Source organism: Burkholderia anthina (assembly GCF_001547525.1).
GTDB lineage: Bacteria > Pseudomonadota > Gammaproteobacteria > Burkholderiales > Burkholderiaceae > Burkholderia > Burkholderia semiarida.
In genome coordinates this window covers 2,586,457-2,607,096 of record NZ_CM003768.1, presented here as the reverse complement: position 1 = coordinate 2,607,096, position 20,640 = coordinate 2,586,457, and the positions used below count along the sequence as shown (strand labels likewise).

Annotated in this window: 16 protein-coding genes; 11 read left to right on the top strand and 5 right to left on the bottom strand. The window is 67.3% G+C overall.

The window, feature by feature from the left end; translation table 11 throughout:
• Positions 1-57: 57 nt before the first annotated feature.
• From WS64_RS11875 to WS64_RS11865, 3 genes are all read right to left on the bottom strand, one after another.
• Positions 58-600, bottom strand: coding sequence for a response regulator transcription factor (locus WS64_RS11875; protein WP_059642552.1), 543 nt, complete (start codon positions 598-600; stop codon positions 58-60).
• A gap of 13 nt (positions 601-613) precedes the next feature.
• Entirely contained in the window at positions 614-2,032 is a 1,419-nt protein-coding gene (locus WS64_RS11870; RefSeq protein WP_060966528.1) for an ATP-binding protein, read from the bottom strand.
• A gap of 110 nt (positions 2,033-2,142) precedes the next feature.
• The gene (locus tag WS64_RS11865; RefSeq protein ID WP_059584003.1) at positions 2,143-2,367 is read right to left on the bottom strand and encodes a cysteine-rich CWC family protein; all 225 of its coding nucleotides are present in this window, start codon (positions 2,365-2,367) and stop codon (positions 2,143-2,145) included.
• Between the two features lie 293 nt (positions 2,368-2,660).
• On the opposite strand from WS64_RS11865, the gene argB reads away from it, so the two are divergent.
• The 3 genes from argB to slmA are packed head-to-tail and all read left to right on the top strand — an operon-like array spanning position 2,661 to position 4,980.
• Positions 2,661-3,560, top strand: coding sequence for an acetylglutamate kinase (gene argB / locus WS64_RS11855; RefSeq protein ID WP_006490510.1), 900 nt, complete (start codon positions 2,661-2,663; stop codon positions 3,558-3,560).
• A complete protein-coding gene (locus WS64_RS11850; protein ID WP_059642560.1) occupies positions 3,557-4,348 on the top strand; it encodes a pyrimidine 5'-nucleotidase in 792 nt (263 codons plus the stop codon). Before argB ends, WS64_RS11850 begins: the two co-directional genes overlap by 4 nt.
• The gene (slmA, locus tag WS64_RS11845; RefSeq protein ID WP_059584006.1) at positions 4,315-4,980 is read left to right on the top strand and encodes a nucleoid occlusion factor SlmA; all 666 of its coding nucleotides are present in this window, start codon (positions 4,315-4,317) and stop codon (positions 4,978-4,980) included. Before WS64_RS11850 ends, slmA begins: the two co-directional genes overlap by 34 nt.
• Positions 4,981-5,048: 68 nt before the next feature.
• Here the strand turns inward: slmA and tssH are convergent, their stop codons facing one another.
• Positions 5,049-7,718: a type VI secretion system ATPase TssH gene (gene tssH, locus WS64_RS11840; RefSeq protein ID WP_060966526.1), complete on the bottom strand. Its 2,670-nt coding sequence runs from the start codon at positions 7,716-7,718 to the stop codon at positions 5,049-5,051.
• 520 nt (positions 7,719-8,238) lie between these two features.
• On the opposite strand from tssH, the gene WS64_RS11835 reads away from it, so the two are divergent.
• The 8 genes from WS64_RS11835 to WS64_RS11800 all read left to right on the top strand — a co-directional run bounded on the left by WS64_RS11835 (position 8,239) and on the right by WS64_RS11800 (position 17,074).
• Positions 8,239-9,270 carry a TagK domain-containing protein gene (locus WS64_RS11835; RefSeq protein ID WP_081103818.1) on the top strand — a complete coding sequence of 344 codons (1,032 nt, stop codon included), beginning with the start codon at positions 8,239-8,241 and terminating at the stop codon, positions 9,268-9,270.
• The gene (locus tag WS64_RS11830; RefSeq protein ID WP_060966525.1) at positions 9,251-10,102 is read left to right on the top strand and encodes a type VI secretion system accessory protein TagJ; all 852 of its coding nucleotides are present in this window, start codon (positions 9,251-9,253) and stop codon (positions 10,100-10,102) included. The genes WS64_RS11835 and WS64_RS11830 overlap by 20 nt, the downstream gene beginning before the upstream one ends.
• Positions 10,086-10,607, top strand: a complete 522-nt coding sequence (tssE, locus tag WS64_RS11825) for a type VI secretion system baseplate subunit TssE (RefSeq protein WP_060966524.1) — start codon at positions 10,086-10,088, stop codon at positions 10,605-10,607. Before WS64_RS11830 ends, tssE begins: the two co-directional genes overlap by 17 nt.
• A 1-nt stretch (position 10,608) precedes the next feature.
• Entirely contained in the window at positions 10,609-12,489 is a 1,881-nt protein-coding gene (gene tssF, locus WS64_RS11820; protein WP_059642570.1) for a type VI secretion system baseplate subunit TssF, read from the top strand.
• A gap of 3 nt (positions 12,490-12,492) precedes the next feature.
• Positions 12,493-13,554 carry a type VI secretion system baseplate subunit TssG gene (gene tssG / locus WS64_RS11815; protein ID WP_059584015.1) on the top strand — a complete coding sequence of 354 codons (1,062 nt, stop codon included), beginning with the start codon at positions 12,493-12,495 and terminating at the stop codon, positions 13,552-13,554.
• Positions 13,551-14,609, top strand: coding sequence for a type VI secretion system protein TssA (locus WS64_RS11810; protein WP_060966523.1), 1,059 nt, complete (start codon positions 13,551-13,553; stop codon positions 14,607-14,609). The genes tssG and WS64_RS11810 overlap by 4 nt, the downstream gene beginning before the upstream one ends.
• Before the next feature lie 158 nt (positions 14,610-14,767).
• Entirely contained in the window at positions 14,768-15,679 is a 912-nt protein-coding gene (locus tag WS64_RS11805) for a fimbrial protein (RefSeq protein WP_244166551.1), read from the top strand.
• A gap of 39 nt (positions 15,680-15,718) precedes the next feature.
• Complete coding sequence (locus WS64_RS11800; RefSeq protein ID WP_060966521.1) at positions 15,719-17,074, top strand: GlcNAc-transferase family protein; 1,356 nt, start codon at positions 15,719-15,721, stop codon at positions 17,072-17,074.
• Positions 17,075-17,189: 115 nt separating this feature from the next.
• On the opposite strand, the gene WS64_RS11795 is transcribed toward WS64_RS11800, so the two are convergent.
• Positions 17,190-20,639, bottom strand: a complete 3,450-nt coding sequence (locus tag WS64_RS11795; RefSeq protein ID WP_060966520.1) for an RHS repeat-associated core domain-containing protein — start codon at positions 20,637-20,639, stop codon at positions 17,190-17,192.
• Position 20,640: the final 1 nt, after the last annotated feature.

Genomic DNA, 20,640 nt, shown 5'->3' with positions numbered 1-20,640 from the left:
GCGGGACGAGAGACGGGCGGCCCCTTCGGGGGTCGCCCGTTTTCATTGGTGCGCCGCTTACTGCCGCACCGGCTTCTTCGCGAGCTTGCGCTGCAGCGTGCGGCGGTGCATGTTCAGCGCGCGCGCGGTCGCCGAAATGTTGTTGTTGTTCTCGGCCAGCACGCGCTGGATGTGCTCCCATTCGAGCCGGTCCACCGACAGCACGACCGGATTCTCGAGCGCCTCGTCGGCCTGCACTTCGGTCGCGTTGGTCTGCAGCGCGGAGAGGATCGACTCGACGTTCGCCGGCTTCGCGAGGTAGTTGTCGGCGCCTTCCTTCACGGCCTGCACGGCGGTCGCGATGCTTGCGTAACCGGTCAGCACCAGGATCCGCGCATCGGGCTGCAGGTCGCACAGCGGCGCGATCAGGCTCAGCCCCGAATCCTCGCCGAGATGCAGGTCGACGGTGATGAACTGGAACTTGCCGCCCGCGGCGAGCCTGAGCGCCGCTTCCTTGTCGTGCGCCTGCTGGACCGCGTAACCGCGGCGCTCGAGGCCGCGCGCGAGCGTGCCCGCGAACACCTCGTTGTCGTCGATCACCAGGAAATTGTTCTCGCTCATGTGGTTTCTCCGTCTACGTGTTGGTTGAGGCCGCCGGCATCGCGACGCGCACGACCGGCAGGCGCAGCACGGCCCGCGTGCCGCGCCCGGCCGCTGCGCCGGCCGGGCGGCTCTCCGGCGTGCCGGCTGGCCGGTCGACCGTACGTGCGCCCGTGCGTTGTCCCGATGCGGCCGCCGCGTGGCCGTTTGCCGCGCCGCCGGCCCGCCCGTTGCCGCTCGGGGCGCGCGGCGTGACATCGGACAGCTCGATCTCGCCGCCGAGCCGCGCGGCCGCGCTGAACGCGAGGTACAGGCCGACGCCGTGCCCGCCCTGCGTGCTGTCGACCGGCATCGCGCCGAGCGATTCGCGCAGCGCGGCCGGAATGCCGGGCCCGTCGTCGCATACTTCGAATTCGATTTCGTCGGCCGTGCCGCCATGCGCGACCTTCGCCGCGAGCGTCACGCGCTGCGGGCTCGCGCGCGCGGCGTTGTCGAGCAGGATCGTCAGGATCTGGCCGGCCGCGACGGTATCGTCGAGCGCGACGCCGGCCGGGCGCGCACCGAGCAGCTCGAACTGCACGTGCGGATGCCGCAGGCGCCAGTGCTCGACGAACGTGTCGAGCCAGTCGTCCACCGGCTGGCGGCTCGCCGGCGCGCTCGCGCGGCTGCGCAGGCGCGCGAGCGCCGACGTGCAGAGCGTCATCTGTTCCTCGAGCACCTTCAGGTCGGCCTCGTAGCGCGCGAGCCCCGGATCGGCGCGCGCCGCATCGCGCAACTCCTCGGCGAGCATCGCGATCGTCGACAGCGGCGTGCCCATTTCATGTGCGACGGTGGCGGCCTGCACGCCGAGCGCAACCGCCCGCTCGTCGCGCAGCAGGTGCTGCTGCGCCTCGCCGAGCGCCGCGTCGCGCTGGCGCAGCGCATTCGACATGCGCGCGACGAACCACGCGATCAGCCCGACGCTGACCATGAAGTTCGCCCACATGCCGGTACGGTAGTAGTCGAACAGGTTCGCCGGATTGTCCATGTTGAGCGGCACCGAATCGAAGCCGAGCGCCGCGTAGCAGGCCACCGCGAACGCCGCGAGCCAGATCATCAGGTGCCACGGCAGCACGGCCGCGGCGATCGCGAGCGACGGCAGGTACAGCGACACGAACGGATTGGTCGTGCCGCCCGACAGGAACAGCAGCGCGGACAGCGCGCCGAGGTCGACCCACAGCTGGCCGAGCAGCTCGAAATTGGTCTCGGGCCGCGCGCGCAGCACGCGCACCCAGGTCAGCGCGTTGAAAACGATTTCGAGCGCGATGACCATCAGCATCGCCGGCAACGGCAGGTGCACGCCGAAATAGGTCTGCACGACGCCGATCGTCACGAGCTGGCCGATGATCGCGAGATTGCGCAGCCAGAACAGGTGGCTGAGGTTGACGCGCCCGGTGGTGGTGATTCGTTGCATCCGAGCAGTTTACCCGTTTAGCGGGCGGCGCCTCCACGGGGCCGGATCGGGAAGGACGAATGGACGGTCGGACGCCCCGGCGCGGCGCCCGGGTGCGCGAGCGAGCGACGTCAGCCGGGCGCCGCCGCCATGCGCCGCGCGATCTCGTCGGCGAGGCATTCCGGGCAGAGGCAGCGCGCGCGGGCTGCCGGGGCCGTGTCGCCCGGCAAGACCGGCATCGCAGCGCACCAGCAGTCGAACGGCTGCGTGTGCGCGCCGCAGTCGAAACCGCGCCCGCAGTGCGGACAACGCGCACGGCGCGGGGCCGAACGGGCGTCGGCGGCGGAATCGGTCATGGTCGAGGTGCGGAAGCGGGCACGAACGTCGCCCTACGCGACTAGCATAGCGCGGCCGACGGATTTTGCACGTCGGCCGTCTGGCCGACGGCTGCCGCCGCGCCCGCCTGATGCGCCGGGCGCGGGCCCGCCCCGCGCGCCGCCGCGGCAGCGGGAGCCTTGGCCGGCGGGCCGCCGCGCGCGCCGGCCGACCTGCGCGACCCACCGTCCGGCCAGCCCAAAAACCGATGCTGCGCTGCGCCACTCCTGTACAATTCGGCCTGTTTCAACCGTTCCCAGCCAGAGCCGCCGCCATGTCAGAGCCCATCGACCTCTCGCAGATCGCCCCCACGCTGAAAGCAGAAATCCTCGCGGAGGCGCTGCCGTACATCCGCCGCTACCACGGCAAGACCGTGGTCATCAAATACGGCGGCAACGCGATGACGGAGGAGCGGCTCAAGCAGGGCTTCGCGCGCGACGTGATCCTGCTGAAACTGGTCGGCATCAACCCGGTGATCGTCCACGGCGGCGGTCCGCAGATCGATCACGCGCTGAAGAAGATCGGCAAGGCCGGCACCTTCATCCAGGGCATGCGCGTCACCGACGAAGAAACGATGGAAGTCGTCGAATGGGTGCTGGGCGGCGAAGTGCAGCAGGACATCGTGATGCTGATCAACCACTTCGGCGGTCACGCGGTGGGCCTCACGGGCAAGGACGGCGGCCTGATCCATGCGCGCAAGCTGCTGATGCCGGATCGCGACAACCCGGGCCAGTACATCGACATCGGCCAGGTCGGCGAAGTCGAGGCGATCAACCCGGCAGTCGTGAAGGCGCTGCAGGACGACGCGTTCATTCCGGTGATCTCGCCGATCGGCTTCGGCGAGGACGGCCTGTCGTACAACATCAACGCAGACCTCGTCGCGGGCAAGCTGGCCACGGTGCTGAACGCCGAGAAGCTGCTGATGATGACCAACATCCCCGGCGTGATGGACAAGGACGGCAACCTGCTGACCGACCTGTCCGCACGCGAGATCGACGCGCTGTTCGAGGACGGCACGATCTCGGGCGGCATGCTGCCGAAGATTTCGTCGGCGCTCGACGCCGCGAAGAGCGGCGTGAAGTCGGTACACATCGTCGACGGCCGCATCGAGCACTCGGTGCTGCTGGAAATCCTGACCGAGCAGCCGTTCGGCACGATGATCCGCTCGCATTGAGCGCGCGCCGCCCGCCTGCCAGCCCCGGCCTGCCGGCGTCGCTGCGGCGCCGGCGCATCTCCCGCAGCCGGCCGCGCGCCGGCGCGCCCGTGTGGCTGTTCGATCTCGACAATACGCTGCACCACGCGTCGCACGCGATCTTTCCCGAGATCAACCGTGCGATGACGCAATACATCATCGACGCGCTGCAGGTCGAGCGCGCCGAAGCCGACCGGCTGCGAATCGGCTACACCGAGCGCTACGGCGCCGCGCTGCTCGGCCTCACGCGCCATCATCCGATCGATCCCCACGATTTCCTGCGCGTGGTCCACACGTTTTCCGACCTGCCCGCGATGGTGCGCGCCGAGCGCGGCCTTGCGCGCATCGTCGCCGCGCTGCCGGGCCGCAAGCTGATCCTGACCAACGCGCCGGAAAACTATGCGCGTGCGGTGCTGCGCGAGCTGGGCATCGAGCGGCTGTTCGAGCGCGTGATCGCGATCGAGCACATGCGCGACCGCCGCACGTGGCGCGCGAAGCCCGACCCTGCGATGCTGCGCCGGACGCTGCGCGCCGCGCATGCGCGGCTCGCCGACGCGATCCTCGTCGAGGATACGCGCGGCCACCTGAAGCGCTACAAGCGTCTGGGCATCGGTACCGTATGGATCACCGGCCACCTGCCCGGTCATCTGCCGGCAACCGGACGCCCTCATTATGTCGACCAGCGCATTCGTTCGTTAAAATCGCTGCGACTGGGCACACGATCGGGGCGACAGAAATGCAGCCGACTTACCCGCAGGACCAAGCCGTAACGGAAGGCCAGGCCACACCCTCTCGCCCGCGCCCGAAGCCGGGCGAGCGGCGCGTGATGATCCTGCAGACGCTCGCCGCGATGCTCGAGGCTCCGAAACCCGAGAAAATCACGACCGCCGCGCTCGCGGCCCGGCTCGACGTGTCCGAAGCCGCGCTGTACCGGCACTTCACCAGCAAGGCGAAGATGTACGAAGGGCTGATCGAGTTCATCGAGCAGGCGCTCTTCGGGCTCGTCAACCAGATCGTCGCGAAGGAGCCGAACGGCGTGCTGCAGGCGCGCACGATCGCGTTGACGATGCTCAATTTCGCCGCGAAGAACCCGGGCATGACGCGCGTGCTGACCGGCGAGGCGCTGGTCGGCGAGGACGAGCGACTGACCGAGCGCGTGAACCAGTTGCTCGACCGCATCGAGGCGACGGTCAAGCAATGCCTGCGGGTCGCGCGCACCGAGGCGAATGCGCCGCACGAGGGCGCGGCGCCGTTCGTGCTGCCGGCCGACTACGATCCCGGCGCCCGCGCGAGCCTGCTCGTCAGCTACGTGATCGGCCGGTGGCATCGGTTCGCGAAGGGCGGGTTTCAGAAACCGCCGGGCGAGCAGGCGGATGCCCATCTGAGGCTGATCCTGCAATAGGCGACGACGATGCGCGCCCGATACGCCGCACGGAGCGAGCGCCTCGTATCGGGTGGTACCGATGTACGTCAATCGCCCGCGTGCGCGTAGGATGCGCGGAACACGAAGGCCTCCGCGGGTACCGCGTTCGCGTCGATCACCTCGAGGTCGACACGTGCGAGTGTGCGCTGCGACGCCAGCGCATCGAGCCAGTGCGCGGCGAGCCGCGGCAGCACGTGCTGCTCGATGAAGCCGATCAGCAGCCGCGCGCCGGTTTCCTGGACGAGACAGCGCTCGACGATGTAGTCGAGCACCGCTGGCGCATAGCCGAACGCCACCGCGTGCCCGTCCGCCATGCGCGTCACTACACGATCCAGATGCAGCCGCACGATTTGCGCCAGCGCCGCCTGTGCGAGCGGCCTGTACGGCACCACGGTCACGCGGCCAAGGAACGCGGCCGGGAACGTTTTCAGCAATACCGGCCCGAGCGCCGCGCACAGCGCATCCGCACGAGGCGCGAGCGTCTCGTCGGAACACAGGCTCGCGATCAGCTCGGAGCCCGTGTTGCTCGTCAGCAGGATCGTGGTGTTGCGGAAATCGATGTAGCGCCCGTCGCCGTCCTCCATGTAGCCCTTGTCGAACACCTGGAAGAACATTTCGTGCACGTCGGGATGCGCCTTCTCGATCTCGTCGAGCAACACCACCGAGTACGGCCGGCGCCGCACCGCCTCGGTCAGGACGCCGCCCTCGCCGTAACCGACGTAGCCGGGCGGCGCGCCCTTCAGCCCGGACACCGTATGGGCTTCCTGATACTCGCTCATGTTGATCGTGATCAGGTTCTGCTCACCGCCGTACAGCGCTTCGGCCAGCGCCAGCGCCGTCTCGGTCTTGCCGACGCCGGACGGGCCGGCCAGCATGAACACGCCCAGCGGTTTTTTCGGATCCGTCAGCCCCGCGCGCGCGGTCTGCACGCGCTCGCCGATCTGCTGCAGCGCGTCCGGCTGACCGATCACGCGCGCCGCGAGCGTGTCGGGCAGCGTGCGCACCGCGGCAACCTCGTCGGTGACCATCCGGCGCACCGGAATACCGGTCCAGTCCGACACGATCGCCGCGACGATCGCCTCGTTCACTTCCGGGAAAACGAACGCGGCCTCGCCCTGCCGCTCCACGAGCGCACGCTCGAGCGCCTGCAGCCGGTCGGCCGACACGCTGTCGGCGGCCTCGCGCACCGCCTCGCGCGCGCTCAACAGCGCTTGCGCGGCGTCGGCCTGCGCGCGCCAGCGTGCATCGACGTTCGCCGCCTCGCGCTCCAGCTCGGCGATGCGCGCCTGCGTGCGGGCCAGCGCGTCCGCGTCGCCCAGGCCGATGCATCGCTCCTGATCGAGCAGGTCGCATTCGACTTGCGCCGCCTGCAGGCGCTGGCGCACGTTCTGCAGCTCGCGCGGCGGCGCGTGCTGCGACAGCGCCACGCGCGCGCAAGCGGTGTCGAGCAGGCTGATCGCCTTGTCCGGCAGTTGCCGTGACGGAATGTACCGATGCGACAGCGTGACCGCGGCGCGAATCGCCTCGTCGAGCACCACGACGCCGTGATGCCGCGAGAAAGTGCGCGCGAGCCCGCGCACCATGTCGATCGCCGCCGCCTCCTCGGGCTCCGGCACCTGGAGCACCTGGAAGCGCCGCGTCAGCGCCGGATCCTTTTCGATATGGCGCTTGTACTCGGCCCAGGTCGTCGCGCCGACCGTGCGCAGCGTGCCGCGCGCGAGCGCCGGCTTCAGCAGGTTTGCCGCGTCGCCCGTGCCGGCCTGGCCGCCCGCACCGATCAGCGTATGAATCTCGTCGACGAACAGGATGACGGGTACCGCCGACTTCGTTGCCGCCTCGAGCACGCCCTTCAGGCGTGCCTCGAATTCACCTTTCATGCTCGCGCCGGCGAGCAGCGCGCCGACGTCGAGACTCAGCAGACGCACGTCGGCCAGCTTCGGCGGCACGTCGCCGTCGACGATCGCGCGCGCGAGCCCCTCGACCACGGCCGTCTTGCCGACGCCCGCCTCGCCTGTCAGCAAAGGATTGTTTTGACGCCGCCGCAACAGGACATCGATCATCGTGCGGATCTCGAGTTCGCGGCCGACGACCGGATCGATCTCGCCGGCGCGCGCGCGCGCCGTCAAATCGCTGCAGTACTGCTCGAGCGGCGAGCCGCCGGCCCCCGCGGGCGCAAGCGCGCCGGCGGCCTCGCCGGGCACCGCGCCGCCGAAGTCGGTCCCGTCATACGGCGCATCCGCTGCCTCCGGCGAGCCGTCGATCCACGCGGGCAGCATCTCGCCGAGGTTCTCGACCGGGATCTTGCCGAACGCCGGAGAGATCGACAGCAGCACCCGGCGCAGTTCGGGCGTCCTGACCAGCGCGGCGACGAGCCAAGCGCCGCGGATCCGGCGGTCGCCGAAATCCAGGGATGCCAGCACCCATGCGCGCTCGACGGCGGTTTCGACGTGATGGGAGAAATCGCTGATCGAACTCGCGCCGGCCGGCAGCGCGGCCAGCGCGCGCAGCACGTCCCGATCGAGTGCCTCGGAGTCGACGTCGCAGTGCCGGATGATCCGCTGGAGGTCGCCGTCGGGCGCCTGCAGCAGTTGATGCAGCCAATGCACCAGTTCGACGTAAGGATTGCCGCGCAGCTTGCAGAAAGTCGTGGCGGATTCGACGCTTCGGAACAGCGAATGCCCCAGTTTGCCGAATAAGGCCTGCCTTGAAATTGTCATGAGATCGATCTGGAAATAAGTCGCGCCGCAAGCAAGACCAACGTGAATACAGTCACGTCATCCGTCGCCGCGGAGGCTAAATCAAAACCGCCAACATTACCTCCCACATCATTCATCTATCAATCGGACAAGTATTATTTTTTCATCCGCTTTTTCGCGAAAAGGACCGCATGCCTCCATCCCCGCGCGTTCGTCCCAAATCGCCTCGCACGGCGCCCTGGCGGGTCACATCGCCGCCACCACGGGCGCCCCGACATCCGTCGCGACAGTCATGCCGCCCCGACTTTCGAAGTCGCTGCACGAAATACGACCCGTACATTTAGAACAATTCCGATATACCTCGAAACCGGCGCACGCTAATATTCCCGCTCGAATCGTCGATCGCACCTTCATTCTCGCTTGCTCGCCGGATTTATCTCGAATTAATCCGAAACGAAGCGCCCCTTTATCTCGAATTAATGAGGCACGTGCGCCATGCCGCTGCACCGATAAAACCCTCGCTTTTTACTGATCAACCGTTATGCCGAAAATGAGCAGGAACGCGGCTCGCGAGCCCGATTGCACGACGCCCGACCATCAGCCGGCCGATCCCGCGCCGCCGCCGTTCGCGAAGCTCGTCCGGCGGGGCGGCCGCGCGCCGCGCGCGCCGGTGCAGCACGCGCTCGGCCGGGACCGCTGCGCGTATTCGGCGTCGTCCGGCGAATTCGCCGCGGTGTCGGGCGATGCGAATCCGCTCACCGACCATGTGGTCTTCCTCATCGACGCCGATGGCCGCATCCAGTTGGAAAATCACTGCGAAGCACTCGCCTGCCGCGTCGGCGCCACCCTGGTGCCGCGACATCGCGCATGTGAGGTTCGGCTCGGCGAGACGGTCACGGTCGGCGTCGACGAGTTGACTATCGGCCTGCCGTCCTCCGCCATCGCGCAGGACGACGCGCCGGCGCCCGTCGACCTGATCGCGCTGGGCAATGCGCTGCCGCGCAGCGAGCCGGCCGGGTTCGTCGATCTGACGGCGCTGGCGGACGCGACATCGAACGGCGCGCACGGCGACCCGCCGCGCACCGTGCTGGACGAGGAACCGCTCGGCGTGGTCGCACCGGTCTCGCCCGATCTCGACAACGGCGACCCGCTCGACGCGCTGCTCGCCGAATACCGGCGGGCGCTGATCCACCGCGAGCGGTCCGCCGTGCACGCGATGAAGGAAATAGAGCCGCCGCAGATCGCGGTCCCGTTGCCGCCCGACCCGTTCCTCGATACCGAGCGCTATCGGACCGGCTCGCTGCTGAGTGATCTGCTCGACGCGCGCCAGCAAATCGACCGGGTGCTCGACGGCATGAACCCGTTCCTGTCCGACGAGTTGTTCGTCGACGACGCACGCCACGACGTCCTCCACCTGCTCGCGCCTGCGCAACGGCCGCGTCCGCACTTTCCGACGGCCGCGCTGCTCGCGCGTCGCGAGCATCACCTGATCAGCGTCGATAGCCATTTCCCGATGCTGACCACCTTCACCGACACTTCAACGACCGAACAACATGACGATGAACGCCCGTGATACCGCCACCGGCCGCCCAACGGTACAGAACCTGCTGCAGACCCAGTCGCTCGACGCGCTGAAAGAGCAAACCATCGAAGCGGTGCGGCGGCGACCGTCCGATCCGGCGGAACGCTGGCTGCTTTTCCAGTTGCTGTGCGTCTACGGCGACTGGGAACGCGCGCTCAAGCAGTTGCAGACCTGGGCGACGCTCGAGCCCGAGGGCACCGCGCGCGCGCAACTGCATCGCGGCCTCATCGAAAGCGAGATGTTTCGCGCCGAGGTATTCGCCGGCACGCGCACGCCCGGCTTCGTCGATGAAGCGGCGCCCGCGTGGGTCGAGCGGTTGCTGCAGGCGAATGCGCGTCTGGGCGCCGGCGACGTCGCGGGCGCCGACGCACTGCGCGAGTTCGCGCTCGACGCGGCGCCCGCGAGCCGGGGCGAAAGCGCCGAAATGGGCGACTTCGACTGGCTGACCGACAGCGACACGCGCCTCGGTCCGATCTGCGAAATGGCCGTGGCAGGCGGTTACCGGTGGATTCCGTTCGCCCGTATCAAGTCGCTCACGCTCACCCCGATCGGCACGTTGACCGATCTCGTATGGCGCCCTGCCACGCTGATCCTGCGCGACGCGACGGTTCTCCGCGGCTACGTACCGACCCGCTACCCCGGCTCCGAGCACGGCCCGGCCACCATTCGGCTCGCACGCGAAACCCGCTGGCAGGATCTCGGCGACACGAACGTGATCGCGCTAGGCCAAAAAACCTGGACGACCAACCGCGGCGACTGGGGCCTGCTGGATATCGGCGGCTGCCGCTTCACGGACGAAGACACCGATGGCACGTCATCCTGAAGACCAGCACCGGCCCGCGTACCTGCCGTCCCTGCTTGACCGGCTGCAGGACGACGCGCCGCACGCGCGCCACGAAACCGCCCGCGCGTATGCGCCGAACGGCGAAGGCATGCGCCGGATCATTCAACGCGATCTCGCGCTGCTGCTGAACTCGACCAATCTCGATGGCGAGCTGGACGCCGCGCGCTATCCGCAGGCCGCCGCGTCCGTCGTCAACTATGGCGTGCCGCCGTTGTCGGGAAGCTACCTGAGCGACCGCAACTGGGAAACGATCGAGACGCTCGTCAAGACGGCGATCGTCCGCTTCGAGCCGCGCCTGCTCGCGGATTCGATCGCGATTCGCCCCATCGCGGGGCGCGAAGCCGCCAGCTACAACAAGCTCGCGTTCGAGATTCGCGGGCTGATGCAATGGTCGCCGTACCCCCTCGAATTCCTGATCCAGAGCACCTTCGACATCGAATCGAACAAGGTGACGCTCGATCCTGGCGCTCGCATCGAACATTGATATGGATCCCAGATTTCTCGACCACTACAACCGCGAACTGACCTACATGCGCGAGCTGTCCGCGGAGTTCGCCGCGCAGCACCCGAAGATCGCCCGCCGCCTCGGCATGCACGGCATCGAGACAGCCGATCCTTACGTGGAACGGATGATCGAGGCGTTCTGCTTCATGTCGGCCCGTACGCAGCTCAAGCTCGACGCGGAATTCCCGCGCTTCACGCAGCGCCTGCTCGAGGTCGTGTATCCGAACTACGTTGCGCCGACGCCGTCCATGGCCGTGGCGAAGCTGCGCCCGAGCCTGCGCGAAGGCAACTTCAGCAAGGGTTTCACGGTGCCGCGCCACAGCGTATTGCGCTCGTCGATCCCGCCGGGCGAGCGGACCGCCTGCGAGTTCCGCAGCGGCCATGAAATCACGCTTTGGCCGATCGAGATCGTCGACGCGAAGCTGACGGCCGTCCCGCCGGACCTTCCGGACCTGCAGCGCACACTGATGCCGCACATGCGGCTGCGCGGCGCGCTCCGGTTGCGGCTGCGCACGGTGGGCGAGATCAAGTTCTCGCAAATCACCGGGCTCGACAGGCTGTCGCTCTATATCGGCGGCGACGAACGGATCGCGTCGCATCTGTTCGAACTGATCCATGCCGGCGGCATCGCGTCGGTCGTGCGCGCACACGGCGCCACCCGCGACGATTGCACGGTCGTCGCCAAGCATCCGGTCGATTTCGAAGGCCTTCGCCCCGACCAGAGCCTGTTGCCGCAAATGTGGAATACGTTCCACGGGCACAACCTGCTGCACGAGTACTTCACCTGCCGGCAGCGCTTCTATTTCTTCGTGCTGACGCAGTTGCAGGCCGGCTTGTCCAGGATCGACGGCAAGGAAGCGGAAGTCGTGCTGCTGCTCGACCGACTGCCCGACGAACTGACGACACACGTCGATGCGTCGAGCTTCCAGTTGTTCTGCACGCCGATCGTCAACCTGTTTCCCCGGCGCACCGACCGGATCGAGATCAACCGCGCGCTGACCGCGTTCCATCTGATTCCGGACCGCAGCCGCCCGCTCGATTACGAAGTCTTCTCGGTGTCGCGCGTATTCGGCCAGAAAGCCGAAACGTCGACCGAAGTGACGTTCAATCCGCTGTACCAGACGCTGCACAGCGACATCGGCAATTACGGGCGCTACTTTTCGATTCTGCGCGAGCCGCGCGCGATGTCGGCCAACGCGCGCAAATACGGCACCCGCAGCGAGTACGTCGGCACCGAAGTATTCGTGTCGCTCGTCGATCAGGCCGAAGCACCCTACGACGACGCGATCCGCTATCTGTCCGTCGACGCGTGGCTGACCAATCGCGATCTGCCGCGCCTGATTCCGCGCAACGGGTTCAGCGACCTCACGATGCAGGACTCGGTGCCGATCGAAGGCGTGAGTCTCGTGCATCCGCCGAGCACGCCGCGCGAACCCTATGCGACGGGCGAGACGGCATGGCGGCTGATCCGCCAGTTGAGCTTCAACTACATGCCGCTCGCGGAGCTCGACCATCGCGACGGCGGCCAGGCGCTGCGCAACATGCTGCGGCTGTTCGTCGGGACGAGCGAGCACGAACAGCGCACGCAGATCGAGAGCCTCGTCGGGGCGCGCACCGAGCCCGTCGTCCGGCGCCTTCCGGATCACGGGCTGCTCGTCTACGGGCGTGGCGTGCGCTGCGAACTGACGGTCGACGAGACCGGCTTTTCCGGAGTGAGCCCCTATCTGTTCGGCCTCGTGCTCGAGCAATACCTGGCCCGACACGTATCGATCAATGTCTTCACCGAGACGGAGCTGCGCTCGATGCAGCGCGGCCTCGTGACGCGCTGGAAACCGCGCATGGGCGGGCGGGGGGCCGTGTAAGCGATGGACGCATTCGACTCGGTGCCGGTCAACGACGGCTCGCCGCTGCATCCCGATTCACTGCGCGCGTGGTTCGACGAGCACACGCCGTGGCAGGCCGGCTTCCTCAGCCTGCTGCGCGCGATCAGCGCGCGCGACACCGTCCAGCCGCTGCCCGGCACGGCGCGTTTGCCGCGGCAGGAACCCTTCCGCGTCGGCCAGCAACCGTCGATGGCGTTCGCGCCGCGCGAAATCGCAGCGCTCGGCGTGCAGGGCGGACGGCTCGACGTCCGGCTCTTCGGGCTTGGACTGTGGGGTCCGCAGGGCCCGCTTCCGCTCCACATGACGGAACTGGCGTACAGCCGTGCGGAGAGCCATCAGGACAAGACGCTCATTGCATTCGCCAACCTGTTCCATCATCGGGCGCTCACGCTGTTCTACCGGGCGTGGGCGTCGGCACAGGCGACCGTCTCGCTCGACCGGCCGTCGCAGGAAACCTTCTCGTTCTATATCGGCAGCCTGATGGGCACCGATCCGGACGAAGCCGCGCGTACGCACCCGCCGCCGCATGCGCGCTATGCGGCCTCGGCGCACCTGGTGCGCGAGGCGCGCAATCCGGACGGCCTGGCGGCAACGCTGTCCCATTACTTCGGCGTACCGGTGGCCGTCGACGAGTTCGTGCCGCACTGGATTCAGATCACCGGCCCCGAGCGCTGCCTGCTCGGCGCGCCCGCACCGTCGACGATCATGGGCGAGGGTGCACTGCTGGGCGACATGATCCCCGACTGCCAGCACAAGTTCCGTCTCGTGATCGGGCCGCTCGATCTCGACCAGTACCTGCGTCTCACGCCGCATGGCGACGATCTCCCGACGCTGGTCGACTGGGTCCGCGCGTTCGTCGGTCTCGAATACGACTGGGAAATCAAGCTGCTGGTCAAGCCGCGTGCCGCGCCGCCGGCGCGCGCCGACAGCTCGCACCGGCTCGGCTATTCGACCTGGCTCGGCCAATCGCTGGACGACAAACCGGTGGTCGGCATGGTGTTCGAGCCCGAGAAATACTGCGATCAACTGGAGAATCCGGCATGAATGCTCCCGCACACGACCCGCTCGCGCGCTACATCGACCTGCTCGAACCCGTATCGGCCGACGATCCATGCGGCCCCGATCTCGAATACGACCCAGCCTTCGTGATGCTGCAAGCGGCCGTCGCACCACGCACGGATGCGCAATACGGCGATTTCGTCGATGCGCCGCAGCAGGCGAACTGGGCCGAAGCCGAGCGCGACTGCCGCGCGCTGCTGCTACGCACCAAGGACCTGCGGCTGCTCACGATCCTGACCCGCTGCCGGATCCGCCAAAGCGGCGCCGAAGGGCTGCGCGACGGCATCGCGGTGCTGCTGCAGATGCTCGAGCGCTACGGCGAGGCGTTGCATCCGATGCCGGTGCTCGACGGCGAGCGCGATCCGATCGTCTACTCGAACGCGATCGCCGCGCTCGCCGACGCCGACGCGGCACTGGCTGACGCCCGCGACATCCGGCTGCCGAAAACCGCCGGTCTGCAACTGCAGTTGCGCGACATCGAGAAGGCGTTCGCGGTCCCGCGCGCGAAGGACGCGCTCGCGCCGGAATCGGCGAGCCGGCTGCTCGGCGAACTGTGGAACCGGCGCGACGCCGCGATCGTCGCACTGGCGGATGCGCAACGCGCCGTCGCCGAGATCGTCGCGCTGACACGCGACACGTTGCAGGCCGATGCGCCCGATCTCGACGGCATCGTGAAACTGCTGCAGCCGTTCGCGCGGACGGCCCTCGACGCGGGCCGCGCACCGGTTGCCGCCGGTCCGTCCGATGCACCGGTGGAGCCGGCTTCGGCACCGGAGGCGACGGCGAGCCCGCCGACCGAAGCGACGCCGCACGAAGCCGGCGCCGCGGCCCGGACCACGCATGACGCGCGGCCGATGGATCGCTGGAGCGCGCTCGCAACGATTCAGGAAACGCGCCTGTGGTTCGAGCAAAACGAGCCGAGCAGCCCCGTCGTCGTGCTGCTCCGGCAATCCGAACGCATGGTCGGCAAGCGCTTCTCGGAGCTGGCGAACGTGATCCCTGCCGAGCTTCTCGCGCAATGGGACGCCGTCGACATCTGAGCGCCTCGCCCTCTCATCGTCTTCAGCGCATTCAAATGATGAAAAAGACCCGAGTTATCCTTGCTGCCGCGTGCCTGCTGTCCGCGTCGCCGGCCGTGCTGGCGGCGTGTCGGCCCGTTACTCAAGCGGAGTCGGAGCGGTGGGCCGAAACACGGCCCATGCCGAACCAGATATTGACGACGTTCAATATCAGCTTTCCGGCCGGGGTCGTCGACGTCGACCCCGATCTGCCGATCGGCAGCCCGCTCGTCAGCGGTGAGTCCGCTCCCACGCCCGAGATGATTTTCATCGCCTGCGATCCGCCGACCGGCACGATCAATGTGGAGTTCATCACCCCTCCCAAGCTTTCGTCGCTCGGCGGCAAGATTTACGATACCAACGTGCCAGGCGTCGGGTTTCGGCTCAACTACGTTCGCGCCAGCGGCAGCACCAGCGTCGTGCCTTACACGAACAACTGGAAGGAAAATCCGTCCACCCCGGGCACGCAGCCGGTCAATTACGGCAACGGCGCAAAATACAGGATCGATCTGGTCAAGACCAGCAACGACATCCCGAGCTTTTCGACGACGAGCTTCGGCCATGTCGCCCGAACCTATGGCGACGGCAATCCCGGTGTGGCCGTCACCAACATCTACTCCGGCAACGTGTCGCTCCGGGTGTTGCCGAGCTGCCGCGTCGACAGCAGCACGCTGAACATCGACTTCGGGCAGTTCGGCCCCTATGACGTTTCGCAGACAACCGGCCCGACGCGCCCCGTGAACTTCCGGGTGCTCTGCTCGGGCCCGACGCCCCCGGCGTCGATCACCGCCACGCTCAGCGCGCCTCGAGACTCGGACAACCCCGCGCTGATCCAGAATACCGGCGCCCAGCACCTCGCGATCCGTCTCCGCGACAAAACGACCGGCACCCTGCTCAAGCCCGGCGATGCGAGCAGCATGCTCGTTCAGAAGCCGGGCGGCGCGATGGAGTCCGGTTTCGATCTCGAAGCCACCGTGCTGCGCGTCGGCAACCAGCCGCCCACCACGGGCAAGATCGACGCGACTTCGGTCATCACGCTGAACATTCTCTAACTTTTCCAACGGGATTCACGAAACCCGACTCATCGACCCATGGAATGCACCATTTTCGTCCAGATCGCCAGCTATCGCGATCCGCAGTTGATCCCGACGCTGCTCGACCTGATCGAGCGCGCCACCCGACCCGACCAGCTCCGCGTCGTCGTGTGCTGGCAGCACGCACTGGACGAGACCATCGGCGCCTTCTTCGCGCACGGCTTCTCGCGTTGGCATGCGTGCCACGATGGCGCGTTCCCGACTCATACGCTCTCCTATCGAGACGCCACCGTCGAGCTGATCGACGTGCCCCATCGGCAATCCCAGGGCGCGTGCTGGGCACGCAATCTGATCCAGCAACAGTACTGCGACGAACGCTACACGTTGCAGCTCGACTCTCACCACTACTTCGTCGACGCGTGGGACGATCGGGCCATCGCGATGCTCGAGTCGCTGCGCCCGCGCAGCGCGAAGCCGCTCCTTACCACCTACCTGCCCGGCTTCCAGCCCGGCGCGCAGCGCGACACGCTCGCGCATACGCCGACCGGCCTGTATTTCCAGCGCTTCATGCCGGAAGGCGTGCTGTCGCTTCGTTCCGGCTGGCTCGATAACTGGCAAGCGTTGGAGGCGCCTGTCCCGGGCGCGTTCTACAGCGCTCACTTCGCTTTTGCGGACGGGCATTTCGCCGTCGATGTGCGGCATGATCCGAACTACTTCTTTCTGGGCGAGGAAATCTCGATCGCCGCTCGTGCGTTCACGCACGGCTACGATATCTACATCCCGCATCGCGTGCTGGCGTGGCACGAATACACGCGCGCCAGCCGAGTCAAGATATGGGACGATCACACGCCCGAGGCGCAAGCCAGCGGCCTCGTCGCGGAGAACTGGCATGTCCGCAACGACCGTTCCCTGGAGCGAAACCGGGCGCTGCTCGGCGTGGATGGCGCGTCGTCCGACGGCATCGATTTCGGGCCGTACGGCCTCGGGGTCGAGCGCACGCTCGCACAATACGAAGCCTACGTGGGCATCAGCTTCGCGCACCGCGGCGTGCGCCGGGAAACGCTCGATGGCTTACCGCCGAATTCCGATACGCCGGTTTGCACATCCGATGAGGAATACAAGGCCACGCTGCTGCGCGCCCACGACTTCCGCGTCTGGGCGCATCGGGCCCGCTTCACGGATATCCTGCCGCAGCTCGATCATTTCCGCATGAACGCCCATGCGCAGGACGGGACGGTGATTCACCGCGGCGAAATGCTCGATGCCGGCAAGTTTCACAAGCACATCAAGCGTGAATGGTTCGACATGCATCTGTACTTCGCCACCGGATTCGAACAAGTCCCCGACCACTACACGATCGAATTATTCGACCGCGACGGCACCCTGCTGCGCGCACTCCAGCGCTCGATCTGATCCGGCCGCGGCGTGAAGCATGGCCGCGATACCGGCCGGTGCCGGGAAAACGCCGCCGGCTTCACCGAAATGAATCGGGGGGCCGACAGCCCCCCACCTGATACGCCGCCCCGCCTCAACGGTCCAGCCACGCCAGCCATTCGCCGCCCGACATGACATCGCACTCGTCGATGCCGCCCGTCAGCCGCGCCGACAGATCAATCGGGCCGTCCGCGCATGATGCACCGTCCACGTCCCCCTTCGGCCGCCTCAGCGAAACGGCGTGACCGTTCGGGTTCGCGACGCTCAACGGACTCGACACGTAGCGATACGGGCTCACGCCCGCCGGCGCGGCACGATCCGGGCTGAGATAGCGGCCCGCATCGGGGTCGTAGTAGCGTCGGCCATTCAAATGCAGCCCGGTCTCGTCGTCCAGGTACTGCCCCGCGAACCGCAACGGCTGCCGCACCGGCGTGGCCAGTTGAGTCCACGGTATCACCTGCCCCCATGCCTTGTAGCGGCCGCTCCACACGAGCTTGCCCGCCGCGTCGGTCAGCGCGACCGCCGTGCCGGCGAGATCGGTCTGGTAGTAATACACGTGCATCCCGGAAAACGTGCCGTCGTCCTTGCGTCGCCGGTCCACGCAGGCAAGTGGCGCATAACCGACGGCTCCGTCCCGTGCCGGCTGATACAGATAAATCCGCACGTTCTCGCCCGTCGTTTCCTGGACAAGGCGCTCGCCATGCCAGACGAAGCGCGTGACCTCCGCGTTGTCATCCAGGCGTCGCGCGCCGCCCGCTTGCGGTTGTCCGAACGATTTACTGACGCGGCGCCCCAACGCATCGTAGCGATAACGCACCTCGCCGCGCCGGCTCCGTACGCTCATCAACCGGCCGTCCGCGTCCCACGTGAACGTCTGTTCGTCCGCCGCGCCGCGCTTGACGGCCACCTGCCCCCACGCATCGTATTCGTAGCGATAGCCTCGACACTCACGTAGCCGATGATCGGGATACACGGCAGGCTGCCATCCGGTGCGCGGCGTCTCGAGCAGGTTGCCCGCCGCATCCCACGTGAAATATTCGATGCCGAGTTCGTCCGAGACGACGCGCAGCAGACAGCCGCGACGATCGTAGTCGTAATAGTTCCGGCCGTTGAAACGATCGTCGACCTGCACGAGATTGTCGGCCGGGCTGTAATGAAACTCGCGCCAGAATTCCGCGCTGCCCGGCAACATCTCGTTGTCGGCCGTCCGGATCACCGTCATCGCGAACCAGCGCTCGATCAATGCGCCCGCGTAAACCGAGCGCAGGTACAGTTCCCCTTGAGAGCGCAACAACTGGCGCGTGGCCGCTTCGTAACTCAATGCGGCGATACCATGCATTTCGTCGCCATGGCCCAGTCCCATCAGCGTGACTACGCCAGCCTCGTCGCGCTCCGATTTCAAGATGTGCCCGTCCGGCAGCGTCACGGCGGCGAGCCGTCCTGCGTCGTCGTACACGTAGCGCAGCGCGCCATGCATGTCGTGTTCCGCCGTCAGACGCCCGGCCGCATCGTATTCGAAGCGCAGCGTGTCGGGTTCGACGCCGATCGCCGCCCCGGCTTCGGTCGGCAGGCAGTGCACCATCCCGAGCTGGCCGTCGCGCACGTACGTGTAACGATAGCGCGCGTGTTCGGTGTCGCGGCCAACCATCCGCCCGAGCACATCGTGGGCGAAGGTTTCGGTGCGCGTCTGTCCATCCGACGTCGACGTGATCTGCTGCAGCGCGCCCGATGCGGCATAGCTGAACGACCGGGTCACGCCGTCCGCGTCGACGATCGACGTCAACCGCTTGACCGGGTCCCAGGTCAGGCGCTGAATCCCGCCGTTGCCGGCGACGGTGCGAATCCTGCGGCCGTGCGCATCGAACTCGTGCGCCGTGACGTTTCCTTCCTCGTCCACCGCGCTCACCACGCATCCGTACTGGTCGCGATGCCAGTGCCGCGCCTGCCCGTCGACGCCGGTCGACGTGGTCAACTGCCCCGCGGCGTTCCAGATCCGCCGCTCCTGCCGGCCGTCCGGCAGCGTCACGATCAACGGCCGCCCGAGCAGATCGGGCTCGATCTTCGTCACGGCCCCGAACGGGTCCGTGACGGCAACGACATGTCCGTTGCCGTCGCGCAGATAGCTCACCGTGCGCCCCGCCGCATCGGTCCGCTTCGACACGAGCCCGCGCCCGTCGTATTCGAGCACGACGGCGCCGCGCTGCTCGTGCGTGTCGGTCCGAATCTGGACGCCGTCCTGTTCCGAATACGTGGTCTGAATCACACCGTCGGACGGCGATTGGAACTGGGTCGGCCGCAATTCGTCGTCGCGCTGCCAGAGCCACGTCCGGCCGTCCTGCAGGCGAATGCTCAGCGGCTCGCGGCTCGCGAACGCGTAGACCGTCGAGCGTTCGCCGCTCAACGGCGCCTCCTCACGGATCGGCCGGCCCAGGTTGTCGTTGACGACGCGCACCTCGCGCTCGCCCGGCAACGTCAGTGCGCTCGGCCAGCCTGCGTTGTCGTACTCGAACGCATACCGCCGCCCGTCGAAATCGACATAAGCGAGCACGCGGCCCCGTGCATCGTATTGCCAGTGAGCCGTATGGCCGAACACGTCGGTCGCCTGCGTACTGCGTTCGGCCAGTTCGTACGTGCAGTGCTCGCGCGCGCCGCGGCACGTCGAGCGCTCGACGACGCGCGACGCACCGCCGATCGTCTGCCACGTGTAACGCATGGTCTGCCGAAGCGGACCGATTTCCTCGACCATGCGGCCGCTGTCGTCGTAGGCGAAGCCGCGGACGACGTCGCCGAGTCGATTACGCACCTCGGCCAGCCGGCCGTGCTCGTCGTAGGCGTAGCGAACAAGAAAACCGGTCGGCCCGCCATCGACGCATTCGATGCCGGTCAAGCGTGACTCGTCGCGCCCGTAGTGCATCCGCAGCTCATGCCCGCAGGTGCCGCGCATGCGGAGCAGGCGCCCGCCGTCCCAGATGCAGCCCACCCGGCGGCGCCCCAGATCCTCGACATACTTGACGCGTGCGATGCCGTGTTCGTCGAATTCCCCGAAGACCGTGTAACGCGGCGTCAGATCGGCGACCACGATCCGGTCGTCCGACAGGCGGGCCACATGAAGCTGCTCGGATGAAATGATGATCTGGTCGCCGCGTTCAGGCATCGGCAGCGATACGATCCGGCCTTGCTCGTCGATGTAATCGAGCCGGTCGTCGTCCCGGCGTCGCAGCGTGACGTCCCAGGCAGTGCGCCAGCCGACCCCGAGCATGCCGTTCGCGGACAGCGCACTCGAATAGAACCTTGACCATTCGATCGGCAAACGGCCGGGCAACCTGAAGTCGACTTCGTTTCGCGGCAGGCAAATCTTGTTGCCCGAAACCATGTCGACCGACTCGCAGAGGAGGCCGGACAACGCCCGCTCCACCCCGTGGCGGCCGGCCAAATCACCGGGCTGCCCGCGATGACGATCGAGACGCGGCGCGATGTCGAGCGACTCCAGCACCGTGCCCTGCAAGCCGGCAAGCACGCCGCCCAACCCTCCAATTCCACTCATT